The following is a 14849-nucleotide window of genomic DNA, read 5'->3' on the forward strand; positions in this document are numbered from 1 at the left end:
TATAATGTTTCGCAACGTAATTCTACCGCCGACCAGCCTTGAGCTTCTCCTCCTCCTTAGATAGGGGGAGCCGGTAGAATTGTAAAATAACACACGAGCCTGCTCCTCCTGGAGTGGGCTTTTTTGTTTCCGGAGAATTCTTCCGATTCGGAAACCCACTCCTAAGCCGGCCGGTTTTAAGGAGAAAACCAATGAGACAAGATTCGGAATCGGGAAACGTAGACTTCTCCCGCGCGGTCAGCGCATCGGCAAGTTCGAAAGAAATTCAATTCGCTTCGGAAATTCTTCAGAACCCTCTTCCCAAACATCCGCCCTTTTTTATGGATGTGACCTTGAGAGACGGAAACCAAGCGCTGCGCAAACCTTGGAATCTCGATCAAAAAGAAACGATCTTTAAACAACTTCTGAAACTCGGAGTGCAAGGAATCGAAGTTGGATTCGCTTCCTCCAACGATCAAGAGTTCGAAGCCTGCAGTCATCTTTCTTCCATCGCGCCCGATAACGTCGTCATCTCTTCTCTTTCCAGAGCCGTGGAGAAGGAGATCGAAATTTCGTGGAAGGCGATTCGTCACGCTCCAAAACCGAGACTGCATATCGTATATCCGATCTCCGCGTTTACGATTCAAAACGTGTTGAAGCTGAGTCCTGAAAAGGTTTTGGAAAGAATTTCGGAATCGGTCGCTTATGCAAAAAGTTTGGTCGGGTCGAGAGGAGAGGTTCAATTTTCCGGAGAACATTTCGGAGACGCTCTGGAGAATTTGGATTTTGCGGTAGAAGCGTTTCGCACCGCGTTGAACTACGGAGCGGATGTGGTCAATCTTCCCAACACCGTGGAACGATATCGTCCTTGGTTGTTCGTTTCGATGGTGAAGGCCGTAACGAACGCGCTTCCCGAAGACACGAAGATTTCCATTCATACGCACAACGATTTGGGAATGGCGACTGCGACCACCGTCGAATCGTATTTTTCCGGAGCGGTTCAGTTGGAAACCGCGTTGAACGGTTTGGGAGAAAGGGCGGGAAACACGAACACATACGAGGTCGCAATCGCGCTTCACAACTGCGGCGTGAACGTGCCTCTGAATTTTTCGGCGATCTATGAAACGTCCCGTTTGGTTTCGTATCTTTCCGAAGTTCCGATCTACGAAAAAGCGCCGTTGATCGGCGAAGACGTGATCTCGCATCGATCCGGGATTCATCAGGACGGAGTCGCGAAAACGAGACATCTGCAGAAAGGCGCCTATCGCGCGTTTGACGCCGGTTTGATCGGAAGACCGGAAGGAGATCGGATCGAGTTCACGAGCCAATCGGGAAGAAGCGCGGTATTCTGCATTCTGAAAGACGCGGGGGAAGACATCACCTTGGAGCAAGCGGGAAGATTGCAGCCGATCTTAAAAAAGATCTCGGAAGAATCGGGAAGAGGAGAATTGACCTTGGACGAAATTCAAGTCGAGTGGAATAAGATGAAGGCGATCAGTTCTGCAAGTTAAAATGCGCGATGTAAGGCTGTGGGAACTCCCACAAAATGTGGGGGAATTCCGCTTGGATTCATGCAGTTTTTCTGATAGGGAAAAATTGCCTTAGCTTTCCCACAATGTTAAACGCAGCGCTTCGCTCTTTATGAATCGATCGTCATCACCACCCTGCGACGCGACCCATAGGAAGCGGCACATTGAGTTTTTTTCGAGCGGGGATCGGACCGTCTTTCGGGAAAGTTTGTCGGAACAAGTTTAAAATCCGACTTGCTTAGAACTTACGATCGTTCCTGTCCGGAGACTTTGGAAACATCCACGTTCGCGGCGGGGCAAGAATTCATGATTCCGTAAAAAAGAATTCCGTGAATCTCCCCTTGCAGCTGCATCATCGAATACGGAGAATTTAAAAGGAGTTCTGGCGTTGCGGTCATTTCGATCGCCGAGTTGATAAGAGCGGCAAAGATCGTCGGGTTGAGATCCTTTCTGATCTCTCCCTTTTCGATTCCTTGTTTTACAAGGGCTTGAATCGATTTGGAAACCGATTCCATTCTCACTTCTTTGATGTAAGCATAGTGATCCGGGGCTTGATCTCGAATTTCCAAAATGAATTCGTTTGCACCTGCGGGGAATTGGCTGATCTTGAAGTCGTTGATGGCCCTGATTTTTTCATGCACGGAAAGAGAATCGTCCTCGCTGATCTGCTGCAGCTTGGAACTCATGATCGCATGTTTCAAAGTGAGAATTTCGAACAGAAGATGATTTTTGTTTTCGAAATGTTTGTATAAAGTTTTACGGGATATTTTCAGAATCCTTGCGATTTCCTCCATCTTGGTCTTCGCGTAACCGTATTTTAGAAAAAGCTCAAGCGCTTTTTCCATAATCCGAAGTTTTACCTCATCCTGCTCCATCGCACTCATTCTTATCAGTTCAAACATTTTACGAAACTCTTTTTTTATATTCTAATCGAATTCGGAGCCCTTGTCGCTTTAGCAAAGAATGCGAAACGACTCCGAAATTCGTTCTCTTCTTACTTAGCGTCCGGGTCCGGAGAATTTCTTCTTACGAATTGATTCAACTTTTCGATGTAAGAGAAAGCCGCGGGAACCACCACCAGAGTAAGAATCGTGGAAGAGATCAATCCTCCGATGATCGCAACCCCCATGCTCGTTCTCTGACGGGACGCTTCGTTGAGCCCGATCGCGATCGGAAGCATTCCGGCGATGAGGGCGAACGAAGTCATCAAAATCGGTCTTAATCTTTCTCTTCCCGCTTCGATGATCGCTTCCTTCATCTCTCTTCCCTGATCCAGCAGCTGATTGGTAAAGTCCACGAGAAGAATCGAGTTCTTGGTCGCGACGCCGATCAACATGATGAGCCCGATCATCGAAAAGATGTCCAATGATTTTTGCGTCAGGAACAGAGCGATAAACGCTCCGCAAAGCGCGAGAGGCAACACGAGCATGATCGCGATCGGCGTGATAAAACTTTCATAGAGAGAAGCGAGAACCATGTAGATAAAGAGAACTCCGAGTCCCATCGCGATCGCCATGGAAGTTCCCATCTCCTTAAAACTTTCCGCCTGTCCCGAATATCCGATTCTAACTCCCGGCGGAAGAGGAAGTTCGGTTTGGCTGATCTTTGCAACCTCTTCCATCGCTCCCCCCATACCGGGGCCTTTCGGATTTACGTCCGCATAAATTTCCACGGCTTTGTTCCGGTTGAGTCGATTGATCGTCGCAAGTCCCGTGGTTTCTTCCGCTTTTGCAACGTTCTGAATCGGAATCAATCGGTTGTTGAAGTTCGGAACGAAAGAACTGTAAAAGTTTTCCTTGAGATCTCTTTGTGATTCTTTTAATCGAACTCGGATATCATACTCGACTCCGTTTTCACGATATACCGCCGGAGTCGTTCCTTCCACGAGAGTTCTAAGTTCGGTTCCGATCACGGTTCCCGGAACTCCGAGGAGGACTTCACGATCGCGGTCCGGCACGACTCGAAACTCGGGAGCGCCCGTGCGATAACTCGTATCGACGTCGAGAAGCGCGGGTGATTTTTGAAGACGTTTGAATAACTTCTTCGCATAATCTTCGACGACTTCTCCCTTTTGTCCGCTTACGGTGAGAGTAAACGGTCTTTGTCCCCCGCCCACGTTATCGATATCCTTTACGATCGGATTCGCATAGGCAAAGCCCGCGAGTTCCTCACGAAGAAACGCTTTGAACTGAGTCGTGTTCATCGTACGGTCTTTGGAAGGAACCATCTCGACGAACATGTTCGTGTTTCGATTCGTGTTGAACATTGCGACCAGCTTGATCTCTTTGTAAGAGCGGATCTTCTGATCGACTTCCTGCGCGACCTGCGCCATTTTTTCCACGGAAGTTCCCGGAGGCATGTCCAGGGTTACGGAGAATTTTCCTTCATCCTGAGCGGGCAAGAACGTTTTCGGAATGAATTTGGTAAGAACCAAACTCACGACGAAGATCAATACAGCGCTGGAAAGAATGAACAACGGCCGCTTGAGAGTGAATTTCAGGATGGAAGCGTATTTTTCCTCCAGCCAAGATTGAAACACATTAAAAATTCTTAATACGGAATCCAAGCCCGTTTCCAACTTTCCGAGAACTGCGAGGACCGGCGAAAATATTCTCGAAAGAATTCCTTTGGAAGCGTTGTTCTGAGAGCGGATTTTGGAATACGCAATCTCTTCCAAAGCGGTCGTCTCGGCCGCTTTATTCTTCCCTTTGCCTTTCGGAGCCTGAGTCGTAATTTCAGGAATCGCATCGTGTCCGGATTTATTTCCGTGATTCCCGATCTTTCCTCCGAAATACGCGGATAACATCGGCGCGATCGTAAGCGCGTCATACAAGGAGATGAGAAGCGCGAAACATACGGTTAAACCGAATTCTCTCAAAAACTGTCCCACGACCCCGCTGATGAACGCGATCGGCATAAACACCGCGATCACGGTCATCGTGGTTGCGATTACGGCTAACGTTACTTCTTTCGTTCCTTCGATGGAAGCTTCTCTCGCCGTCTTTCCCATTTCTCTGTGTCTGAAAATATTTTCCCGAACGACGATCGCATCGTCGATGAGCAGACCGACCGCAAGGCTGAGCGCGAGAAGAGTCATAACGTTTACGGTAAAGCCGGCGATCGCCATAAGAATAAACGCTCCCAAGAGAGAGTTCGGAAGTGCAAGTCCCGTGATCAAAGTGGAACGTACACTTCCCAAAAATAATAATACGACAATGATCGTGAGAATGATTCCGATGATGATCGTTTCCTTCACGTCGTAGATGTTGTTGTCGATCGTGATGGATGAATCGTTCGCCGCGGTGAGTTCGGGAGATCCCTTTCGTTTGGAAAGGTCTTGGTTGATTTCGGCCACCTTCTTCTTTACCGCTTGTGCGACCGCAACCGTGTTCGATCCGGATTGTTTATAGACTAAGAGAAAGACCGCCTTCTTCCCGTTAAAGTACGCTCTGGAGGTTTCATCTTCAACCGTGTCTTTAACTTCTCCGAGTTGTCCGATCTTAACGGGGACCTCGTTTCCGAACAAAGAAACCGGTGTGTCTCTGATTTCCTGCGGCGATTGGAATTCGTTGATGGTTCTATATACGAGTTCTTTGTCTGTCTTGCTTACTTTTCCGGCGGGAATGTTCATTCCTCCCGAAGCGAGTCGATTGGATACGACGAACGCGGGAATCATGTGTTCCTTGAGTTTGTGTCGATCCAGTTCGACGTGAATCTCCCGTTTGCGTCCGCCGTAAATGTTTACGTTTCCGACGTCTTTGGTCGTAAGAAGGACTTGTTTGATTTCTTCGTTGGCGATGTCGTAGAGTTCCGCTTCCGGCAGATCGGCTCTGAGCGCGATGATTAAGATCGGTTGATCCGCGGGATCGATTCTTCGGATCACGGGTTCTTTCGCGTCATCGGGTAACTTCGGTTTAACGCTGGAGACTTTGTCGCGGACTTGTTGTTCGGCGTATTTGACGTCGGTTTCGAGTGTGAACTCCACGACGACCGTTCCGACTCCTTCGTTGCAAATTGATTTGATCCGCTTTACTCCCGAAATTGTGGAGAGTTCGTCCTCGACCGGTTTTGCGACGAGCGTTTCGATTTCGTTCGGTGCTGCGCCCGGATACGGAACCGTCACTGTTACGACGGGAATCGTTACGTTGGGGAATAGATCGACCCCTAGCTTGTTTAAGGAAAGATATCCCGCGACGAGAATGAGTAAAACCGTGCAGGTGATGAAGATCGGTCTTTTGATCGAGAGCGAGGCTAAATTCATTGAGAATCTCCTACCGTTCTTTAGGTTCGGAATTGAGCTGAAATCAAATTTGGAAACAGGATTAGTTTTTATTGTTTCCTGATTACGAAACAATTTTTGGGTAAGTTGTTTCCGTCAAGGTTTTTCTGTGAATTGAGGAATGCGCGGGGAGTTCCCGCGTCTTTAGCGCAATTTCAAGTATTACAGTAGATTTAGCGGGAACTCACGCAACGGAGATACCCAGCAACGACTTTGCCGGAATTTGGATTCGTAGCGCCCGTACTGAAATTCACCTTCCAAGCTACAGAGGAACTCAATGGGTCACTCGTGCTCGACCAAAACTCAATTGGATTTCCAGTTGGACTTCCCGGAAACCATTCTTTTCTTATAGTCGGAACATCAAACCCCGTTCCCGTTAAAGAACAAGTCTTTGAATTATCAGTAGAATTCGCCAGGTCCGTTCCATTGGAACAGTAAACTATTCCTTTCAATTCAGCATGCGTGGGAACTCTCCAAGTCATCGTCCTTCCTGAGACACTAAACGTAGCACAGGAATCAAAAGCAGGCCCGGATGCTAAGACTCCACCCGAAGAACCATTGCATTGGTTATCGGAAGTAGAACAATACTGCGGAGAAACGACAAATCCAGTGCATGTATCAGTAGTCGCATCATATGTTTGTCCGCGGGAACACCTCATCCAAGTCAGGCCGGTCGAAGGAAAGAAAATCGTTTCACCTTGAATTACAGGATTCAACGCTCCTACTAAAAGAAAAATAAAAGGGATAGGAGAATCCCTTTCTTCATCCGAAGAAACCGCATCTTTGAAATAAGGATTCAAGTAACAAGCGTAATTGATAAAAAATATTCCGACAAGAAAAACATTAACGAATAAGATTCTAAGATTTGTCATCGCTCAAATGCCTCAATCTTGAAATCGAACTCTTTGGACATCGGCCCGACGGAATACTCTTTCTTTGCCTTTATAAAACAACTTAACGCCGTCTCCATCGATTCTCGTTACTGTTCCCTTCGCTATTTCGCCCGATTTCAAAAATAAAACGGAAAGATTCTTTGAATGTTTGATCTCTTTTTTCCAAGAACTTTCCAATTCTTCGCTCAAAGAAGAATGAATCTTCTCCTGCAATTCTTCTTTCCATTGCTTTTCATTTTGTTTGATAAAATCTTCTTTCAATCTTGCCAAATCCGCTTTGGAAAGTTCTTTATCTTGCTGAAGATTCGGAGTCATCGCGGGAACTCTCGGAGAAGATGCCAGCTCCCTGGAATCACAGCTTTCCACTTCAATTGTCTTCCGAGTAATGGAAGCTGCAATACCTAAAACCGTACTCAGAATTCCATCCAACCAGGTCGTTTTCAGGTTCACACGATACGTTTTGTTTGAATCCGGAAGAATCTCAGAATAGTCCATTTGATTGATTGGAACAGATCCAAAAAGAACATACCACTGAGATTTTTTGATACTCGGTTTACAATTGAATGAAACATTTTCGGAAACATTAGAATCCTTTTGAGACGATACGGGCAATTTTGCGTTTTCACCACCTCGAACCGAATTCAATTCGATCGTAGAACAAGAAAAAAGTAAGAATGATAACAAAAGGAAATAACGAAAGCCGGATAGAATCAAGACAGAATGTAAAATACCAAATGATTTCTGCACTTTAGAATAAACTCCTAATTCAAGAAATTACGCGCTGTTCGTATATTTTTTAGAAAGTGTTTTGAAGGCCAGTTTTTTTCTCTCATTCTGCTGAGCTAAAAAATCAAGTTATAAATAAACAAAGGCCTTTGTGAAAAAAACCGAATTCATATAACCTAAAAAGACTTTGCTGGAGAATGAATTCTCTTCCAATGATCTTATGCTCAAAGAACTCAAGACCCAAAAATTCAATCCCGCGGGAATTCTGAAATCACCTTTAATTCAAACTGCTTTAGCCTCGTTCGCTTGGAATTTACCAGAAGAAATGCCATTTTTAAATCATGCGGAAAAAATGATTCTCGATGCAGGGAAAGGTGTAAAGTTAGAAGGTGCTTTGAGCAAACAAAAAGATAAGAAATCCAAAGGATTCTTAGTTTTGTTACATGGCTGGGAAGGAAGCATCAATTCAACTTATATCTTGAGAACTTCTCATTACTTTTATGAAAAAGGATTCGATATTTTTCGTTTAAATTATAGAGATCATGGAGATACACATCATCTCAACCCCGAACCGTTTAACGGTAGTCTTATTGAAGAAACTTATGAGGCCGTTCGAAAGGCCACATTCTTAGCGGAAAAGAATGTTCCAGTCTTTGTTACTGGCTTTTCTCTTGGTGGGAACTTTACACTTCGAATTGCAAGAGTCCATTCTCAATCGGAAAAGAAATTGAATCAACTGAAAGAATTCATAGCAATTTCTCCCGCAATTCATCCTAAAGATGCAACAATGCTAATGGATAATAAGCTTATCATTGGCAGATATTTTCTTAAAAAATGGAAACAATCGATTGAGAAAAAGCAAAAACATTTCCCGACGATTGTCCCGTATGACTCTATTCTTAAAGAAAAATCGGTAATGCGTATGACCGAAAGATTCGTCGAGTCGACTGAAGATTTTACCGATATCGATCATTATTTCGGGACTTATACTTTGGGTGAAAAGGAACTTTCTCAGATTTTAGTTCCGACGACGATTATTACTGCGAAAGACGATCCGATTATTCGGGGTGAATCATTTTTGTCCCTACATCCGAATCGAAATGTAAGAATTTCGATTCAAAATTTTGGGGGCCATAACGGCTTTTTAGAAAACTGGAAAGGTGCTTGTTGGTATTTCCGGGTATTAGAGGAAATTTTATTGTTTTAGAAAGTATGCGGGAACTGCTATAGAATTTTTATAACTATACCCCATAAAAAATCTATAAAATCATGCTCATTTTTATTCTTAAAAAACCGTATGAAGCATGGCGGGCATTCAACATATAACCGAAAAAGAATTCATTGCATCTTCGTTAAAGGGACCAAAAATCACATGCAGCTTTTTAATTCCTCTCGAATTGCTGAAAAAACTTCCAAAATCTGACCGATCAAAGATCGGAAAAAATCTTGGACAACTTCTAAAAATACATTCTAAATACATAAAAAGAAAGAACCGTTTCAATAAAAGTGCGCTAACAATTAAATATCAAAGAAAAGGAAATTCTTTGGTGAAATTCAATTCAAGAGTATTCCCGGAAGAGTGGGCACAACTTAGCATTCTCTCTGCAATCCACGGCGTTTCCCGGTGCTTACTATATTGCCTATTAATTCAACTGCATTTAGCCCGCACTTTAATAAAACCGAATCACAACTTACGAAAAACGCAAGAAATCGTTTTACCTGCCTTCATCTGGGAAATAAGCTTAAAAACGAAAATGATTCGAAGAATAATATATCATAGATTATGAATGTTCGATCGATAAAAGCAACACGTTTTTTAACCAGATAAGCGATTAAAAAAAGTAGAATATTCCGCTCAATCTGACATCGTTTCCTTTTACAAAAGATTACTTCCTTAAACGTAAATCGCATCGTTCGAAACTTCAATGTAACATGATACAGGATTTCGATTACGGAAAAACTTTGTTTGGAAATAATAGATAAGAATTCAATGCGGATCACCGAAGAGTTCCCGCAAAACATTGTATTTCTGTAAAACCTGCCGCAGGGATGTGAAGGGCTTGGTCCGAGAGATATCTTTGCATTGGCGTATTAAGACTTTACACAAGGACCGAGCGGGACTCCGCGAGCCCGTAACAAGCCCGACCCTCCTGCACATCCTCCGAATGACGTTCGTTATCGAGAAATATGCAGGAGGGTGCGGCCCAAACCATTCCCTACGTGAGAGTTCCCGCAAAAAGAATTGCAAACTCCCCTACCCCCGCAAAATAGAAACCGGAACACCCAAATTCATTAAACGACTGTTCATTTTATTCCCAAAAGATAGAAATGAACAGAGAGGTAATCAAATGTCAAACGCCTATGTAATCGACGCCGTAAGAACTCCCAGAGGAAAAGGGAAAAAAAGAGGGACACTCGCGAGCATTCACCCGCAGGAACTCTCCGCAGCGACCTTAAACGCAATCAAAGAAAGAAACGGAATCAAACCCGAAATCGTGGAAGAAGTAGTCATGGGATGCGTATCCCAAGTAGACGACCAAGCGGCGTGTATCGCGCGTTATGCGGTTATGTCCGCGCTTTGGCCGAACTCGGTTCCCGGTTATACCGTAAACCGTTTTTGCGGATCGGGATTACAAGCCGTCAACAATGCTGCAAATCATGTTCAATCCGGTTCCATGCAGATAGCACTCGGCGGAGGCGTCGAATCCATGTCCCGCGTAAAAATGGGAGCGGACATGAATGGAAGAGATTTTAATGTAGGAAATCCTAATATTCAAAAACACTACAACTTGGTTCCTCAAGGAATCTCCGCGGACCTGATCGCGACGAAATTCGGAATCTCGCGCGAAGAAGCGGACCGCTTTGCGGAATCGTCCCAAATCAAAGCGGACAAGGCGATCAAAGCCGGATACTTCAAAAAATCCATCATCCCCGTGAAAACCGAAGACGGAACGATCGTCGACACCGACGAAAACCCAAGAATCGAATCCACGTTCGAGTGGCTTTCCGATTTGGCTCCGGTATTCAAAACGATCGGTGAAAAGGAATTAGACGCGATCGCACTCAAGTCTTACCCGGAAGTGGGAAAGATCAATCACATCCATACATTAGGCAACTCATCCGGAATCGTGGATGGAGCAGCATCCGTTCTTCTTGCTTCCGATGAAGGAATTAAAAAATACGGACTCAAACCTCGCGCTAAAATAATAGCAATGGCTTCCACCGGAGAGGATCCTACCATCATGCTTACCGGACCCGTATCCGCTTCCAAGAAAGCCCTCGCGATCGCTGGACTTAAACCGGAAGATATCGACATCTGGGAAATCAACGAAGCGTTCGCATCTGTGGTGTTATATACTAAGAAGTCGCTTAACATTCCGTTGGAAAAGATCAACGTAAACGGAGGTTCCATCTCCCTTGGACATCCGCTCGGAGCGACCGGCGCGATCCTTCTCGGAACCGCGTTAGACGAACTCGAAAGAAGACAACAACGTTATGCGTTGATCACTCTTTGTATCGGCGGCGGAATGGGAATCGCCACGATCATCGAAAGAATCTAACTTTGCCCGATCCGGACCGAAATTTCGGTCCGGACCTTTCCACCTACGCAATTCATTCCCCGTTTTTTAAACTTCATTCCGCATTTTTTTTAAAAAATAGTCAATAATTTCCATTCTCCCCGTTATCAGAATAGATACAAAAATTTTACTAAGATTCGACTCTTTCGTAAAACGGAACTAAAACGATGGAAGATACAACATTAGCGCAAATCATCCTGGACAAAATCAAAAAGGAAAACGAGAATTTTCAATTACCGACTAACACGGATTTGTTCTACCATTTCCGTTCCACACTCAATCTTTCGGAAAAGAAAATCTCGAAAATTCTGGCGTTTCTCAAAGACTCAAACTGCATCTTCGTATTAAATCTCAAAAAACAGAACCCGAACTTCTCCCTGCCGGGGTTGGACGCTTACGTCGTCGCAGACTCCTACATTGCGGAAAGCCTTTTTACCAAATATCAAAAAGAGCTCGAACTGCAATACAATGCGATGTATCGCAAATCCCTCGGGTATCAGCAGATTCTCTCGAGAGTTCTCGACGAGATCTCAACGATTCAGAATCAATCCGTATTGGAATTATTTTCCTTCTGCATTCTTCTCGAAGACATCCGCAAGATGATGAAACATCATCCGGAACGATACGAGGAATCGAAACGAATCGCGACTCTCAAAGATATGATCCGCGATTCGGAAACCCCGCTTTCCTTCAACCCGGATCGGAATTATTCCTCCTCGGAACCGGTTTCCATCTCCACGATTTATATCGAACCTCAAACCGAGGTCGAAGCGGACGTTCGCAACGAGGAATCGAAATCTAAAGTGAAAACGAAATGGGAATTGATGGCGGAACTTTATTCCGTTCCGTTTCTTTTGAGAATTCACTTTAGAAAAAAAGAATATTCTATCATTCAGCAGCTCCTTCTTTCTTCCAAGATCAGAGCCGCCGAGGATTTGAAGATGGTTGCCGTTACTTGTTCCAATCTTCTATCCAAAACTTCCTTGGAAGCGACTCTCAGAATGGAACTGAATAATCTTCGCAATCTTGCGATGAAAAAACTTTTGGATGAAGTAAAAACTCCGGTTTTCAACGATTTGGAACTCGTGATCTAACCAATCGAACGATCCATAAAAAGTACGATTGTTTTTAAATCGTTGCCGGGCGCTTCTGCTCGCAACGACCGCAAAACAAAACTTGCCGTTTTAGTCGCAGACCTGGCTTGCTCCGCGCTTCGGCATTCGCCTTCGGTCCTCTCTACGAGAGGACCGCTTCGCGCGCTCCGCATCCATAGCGCGGGTAATGTTCTTAAACCTTGAAATAAATTTTCTTACGATCCAAGTAACTTAAGATCAGCCACCATACGATCAAATTCAAAAGGGCATACGACAAAGAAGCGAAGTACGAGTCGCTTAACAATCCGACTAAGCGTAAATAAATCCAAGTTTTCACGCTGATCGCTTTTCCGTTTTCGCCGATCGTAGTCCAGAGATTCAAAATTCTTGCGACGATTCCCGAAGCCACAAACACGAGAATGGCGTTCTTTCCGAACACGAGAAAGGGTTGGAACAAAATCTCCAAAACGTTTTGGTCCGACTCCGATCGATCCGAAGAAAAAAGCAGAGATAAGAATTCGAAAAAACTCACGCTGAAAAACGCAAGCCCGGCCGTATAAACCGCGTAGCTCGCGGTCCATAAACTTTTATTCATAGGAAGACTTTCGTTCCAGATCAATCCGGCTAACGTCAATAAGGCGCCGATGCCGAAAAGAGCCGCCGTTCTTTTGTTCCGTGACGTTTCCTGAACGGACAAAATCAACCCGCAAAGAACGCCGAATAAGGAACTTGCGATCGACATGATTCCGCTGAAAAATCCTTCCGGATCCCAGGTTTTGGAAAACTTCCAAAGATGTGATTCACCGAAAAGAATTCGATCCAACCATGAGCCGATGTCTTTTCCGGGCTCTAAAGAAACGGCCGATTCTCCCGGAGGAGCGACATTCAACAAAATCCAAGTAGGCACGATCAAGATCGGAATCAAAGCGATTAAACTCTTCTTCCCTGGAACTATAAGATACAACGAAGCGACCGCGAAATAAACGAAACCGATTCTTTGTAAAACGCCCGGAATACGAAGCTCGGCGAACGACCATTCTCCGAAAAAGTTCAAAAACAATCCGAGCCCGATCAGAACAAGACTTCGAACCGATATTTTCGACCAAATCCCGCTTCGACTCATTTCATTTTTTGAATACAATGAAATTGAAATAGAAGCCCCGACCGCAAAAAGAAAAAACGGAAACACCAGATCCGTCGGTGTACATCCGTTCCACTTTGCGTGTTTAAGCGGAGAATAGATCGCGGACCAGGAACCGGGATTGTTTACGAGAATCATTCCCGCCACGGTCATGCCGCGGAACAAATCCAAAGACAGGATCCGTTTTTTTGCTTGCGTTGAACTTTTTTCCAAAGTGAGGCCTTATTCAAGGATTGATTTTCAGAATTTTATCCAATCGGATTTTTTCTCCGTTTTCCAATACTGCGAATTCTTCCCGATTCATGGATACGAGATCGAAAATTCTCTGTTTTTGAGTGCAGGTTGTTCCCGCTCCTTCTTCGGATAATTCCAAAGAAACCCTTATTTTTCGGAGCACGATTTCTTCCAATCGGTCGTATAAATCGCAGGAAACGGGAGCGTATACATCCATAAATTCTTATATTCTTATATTCTTATATTCTAATTTGTCACTGCAAACCGAAACGTTTCGATTCACCAAAGGGATCTATGAAATTCCGTGAATCCGTAAACGTCCTTGAAGGAAACCTTCTTTCCTTGTGCGGACTTGAATTTACCGGAAAACTTTCCGACGAATTGCCGAAAATACAACTTGGAAACGATCAGATTCATCTTGTCCTTTCTTTCCCCTTCGGGTTTAAACTCGAGATCGACCAAACCTTCCTCGTCGTAAATTCTCCAGGTTTTGTAAGGATCTTTCTGCGAAAAATCGAAGATCAGCCTCGGAACTCTCGTCCGCTTCCGATCAATCCAAAACGCGTTCTCGGAAAAGAAGGTTTCGTTTACGAGTGCCGCAAAGTTCGCCCCGATCGTGGTTTTGTTCGGAAGGATCGCGCTGAAAGCGGCCCAATACCAGTTCGTTTCCCTTCTCAGATAACCGCCCGACCAATCGTAGAGGATCGTCGTTTTTTTAGGATCAAAGGAAAGAGGTTTGCCATTATACGAAAGTTCGATCGAAGACGGCGTAATCGGAGAACATTTTTCCGTGAACGTCCAATGAGTCGGTTCGGAAGGATTCACAACTCGTAACGGTGAATGACTTTTTAATCCGAAGTCCGCGTTAAACCGAAATCGCAATTTTTTTCCTAAAAACGCGTCGACTTCGAGCTTCTTATCGGAGTGAGATTTATCCACGTTTAAAAACGAAGCCCCTTTTTTAAACCGAATTGAATATTCGTCCGGGTTAGCGGGAAAATCCAATTCCTTGCCCGTATCCAAACCCTTTGCATCGAACTCGTAAAGAATCCCGTCCTTATAATGATACAAATACGAGAAAACGTTATATACATATCCCAGACTTACGGCTGCAAATCCGATCAAGAATTCGTCCGTTATAATCCCGATATAATTGAACCTTTTAAACGCAAATCGCTTCTTTAATCCGCGGATTTCTTTTCCGAAGAAGTCAAGCAGTTGAAATTCCTTATAATTGAATTCAACCGGACCGTCGAAAACCCCATAGTTAACTTTATTTTCGGCGCCGATAATTTTCATCTCGATCGGGTAAAATACGAGAGAAGCTTTAAAAAGCAATGTAAATATATGCCGTTCGGCAATTTCGCTTTACTTTTCCTTTTTTACGGAAAGCATT

Annotated in this window: 12 protein-coding genes; 5 read left to right on the forward strand and 7 right to left on the reverse strand. The window is 44.4% G+C overall.

What is annotated here, in order from left to right; translation table 11 throughout:
• Positions 1 to 113 precede the first annotated feature (113 nt).
• Entirely contained in the window at positions 114 to 1490 is a 1377-nt protein-coding gene (leuA2, locus tag DLM76_RS01455; protein WP_404820514.1) for a 2-isopropylmalate synthase LeuA2, read from the forward strand.
• 263 nt (positions 1491 to 1753) lie between these two features.
• On the opposite strand, the gene DLM76_RS01460 is transcribed toward leuA2, so the two are convergent.
• From DLM76_RS01460 to DLM76_RS01475, 4 genes are all read right to left on the reverse strand, one after another.
• Positions 1754 to 2392 carry a TetR/AcrR family transcriptional regulator gene (locus tag DLM76_RS01460; RefSeq protein WP_118964537.1) on the reverse strand — a complete coding sequence of 213 codons (639 nt, stop codon included), beginning with the start codon at positions 2390 to 2392 and terminating at the stop codon, positions 1754 to 1756.
• Between the two features lie 110 nt (positions 2393 to 2502).
• Positions 2503 to 5769 carry an efflux RND transporter permease subunit gene (locus DLM76_RS01465; RefSeq protein ID WP_118964181.1) on the reverse strand — a complete coding sequence of 1089 codons (3267 nt, stop codon included), beginning with the start codon at positions 5767 to 5769 and terminating at the stop codon, positions 2503 to 2505.
• A 191-nt stretch (positions 5770 to 5960) separates the two neighbouring features.
• Positions 5961 to 6659, reverse strand: a complete 699-nt coding sequence (locus DLM76_RS01470; protein WP_118964182.1) for an Lcl domain-containing protein — start codon at positions 6657 to 6659, stop codon at positions 5961 to 5963.
• 12 nt (positions 6660 to 6671) lie between these two features.
• On the reverse strand, positions 6672 to 7427 hold the full coding sequence (locus DLM76_RS01475) for an LIC_13076 family protein (protein WP_118964183.1): 756 nt from the start codon (positions 7425 to 7427) through the stop codon (positions 6672 to 6674).
• 199 nt (positions 7428 to 7626) lie between these two features.
• On the opposite strand from DLM76_RS01475, the gene DLM76_RS01480 reads away from it, so the two are divergent.
• The 4 genes from DLM76_RS01480 to DLM76_RS01495 all read left to right on the forward strand — a co-directional run bounded on the left by DLM76_RS01480 (position 7627) and on the right by DLM76_RS01495 (position 12078).
• Positions 7627 to 8613 (forward strand): YheT family hydrolase, encoded by a 987-nt coding sequence (locus DLM76_RS01480; protein WP_118956473.1) that lies wholly within the window; start codon positions 7627 to 7629, stop codon positions 8611 to 8613.
• 97 nt (positions 8614 to 8710) lie between these two features.
• Entirely contained in the window at positions 8711 to 9193 is a 483-nt protein-coding gene (locus tag DLM76_RS22120; RefSeq protein WP_118964184.1) for a DUF1564 family protein, read from the forward strand.
• 561 nt (positions 9194 to 9754) lie between these two features.
• Positions 9755 to 10966 (forward strand): acetyl-CoA C-acetyltransferase, encoded by a 1212-nt coding sequence (locus DLM76_RS01490; protein WP_118964185.1) that lies wholly within the window; start codon positions 9755 to 9757, stop codon positions 10964 to 10966.
• Between the two features lie 185 nt (positions 10967 to 11151).
• A complete protein-coding gene (locus tag DLM76_RS01495; protein WP_118956207.1) occupies positions 11152 to 12078 on the forward strand; it encodes a hypothetical protein in 927 nt (308 codons plus the stop codon).
• A 193-nt stretch (positions 12079 to 12271) separates the two neighbouring features.
• On the opposite strand, the gene DLM76_RS01500 is transcribed toward DLM76_RS01495, so the two are convergent.
• From DLM76_RS01500 to DLM76_RS01510, 3 genes are all read right to left on the reverse strand, one after another.
• A complete protein-coding gene (locus DLM76_RS01500; protein ID WP_118964186.1) occupies positions 12272 to 13432 on the reverse strand; it encodes an acyltransferase family protein in 1161 nt (386 codons plus the stop codon).
• A 13-nt stretch (positions 13433 to 13445) separates the two neighbouring features.
• Positions 13446 to 13670, reverse strand: coding sequence for a Rho-binding antiterminator (locus DLM76_RS01505; RefSeq protein ID WP_118964187.1), 225 nt, complete (start codon positions 13668 to 13670; stop codon positions 13446 to 13448).
• Positions 13671 to 13732: 62 nt separating this feature from the next.
• The gene (locus DLM76_RS01510; protein WP_118956472.1) at positions 13733 to 14752 is read right to left on the reverse strand and encodes a DUF2804 domain-containing protein; all 1020 of its coding nucleotides are present in this window, start codon (positions 14750 to 14752) and stop codon (positions 13733 to 13735) included.
• Positions 14753 to 14849 lie beyond the last annotated feature (97 nt).

The sequence above is a fragment of the Leptospira yasudae genome (assembly GCF_003545925.1).
GTDB lineage: Bacteria > Spirochaetota > Leptospiria > Leptospirales > Leptospiraceae > Leptospira > Leptospira yasudae.

Excerpts from the sequence above, each read along its gene's own strand:
- DLM76_RS01460 (WP_118964537.1), bottom strand. The coding sequence starts at position 2,392 with ATGAGTGCGATGGAGCAGGATGAGGTAAAACTTCGGATTATGGAAAAA.
- DLM76_RS01465 (WP_118964181.1), bottom strand. The coding sequence starts at position 5,769 with ATGAATTTAGCCTCGCTCTCGATCAAAAGACCGATCTTCATCACCTGC.
- DLM76_RS01470 (WP_118964182.1), bottom strand. The coding sequence starts at position 6,659 with ATGACAAATCTTAGAATCTTATTCGTTAATGTTTTTCTTGTCGGAATA.
- DLM76_RS01480 (WP_118956473.1), top strand. The coding sequence starts at position 7,627 with ATGCTCAAAGAACTCAAGACCCAAAAATTCAATCCCGCGGGAATTCTG.
- DLM76_RS22120 (WP_118964184.1), top strand. The coding sequence starts at position 8,711 with ATGGCGGGCATTCAACATATAACCGAAAAAGAATTCATTGCATCTTCG.
- DLM76_RS01490 (WP_118964185.1), top strand. The coding sequence starts at position 9,755 with ATGTCAAACGCCTATGTAATCGACGCCGTAAGAACTCCCAGAGGAAAA.
- DLM76_RS01495 (WP_118956207.1), top strand. The coding sequence starts at position 11,152 with ATGGAAGATACAACATTAGCGCAAATCATCCTGGACAAAATCAAAAAG.
- DLM76_RS01505 (WP_118964187.1), bottom strand. The coding sequence starts at position 13,670 with ATGGATGTATACGCTCCCGTTTCCTGCGATTTATACGACCGATTGGAA.
- DLM76_RS01510 (WP_118956472.1), bottom strand. The coding sequence starts at position 14,752 with ATGAAAATTATCGGCGCCGAAAATAAAGTTAACTATGGGGTTTTCGAC.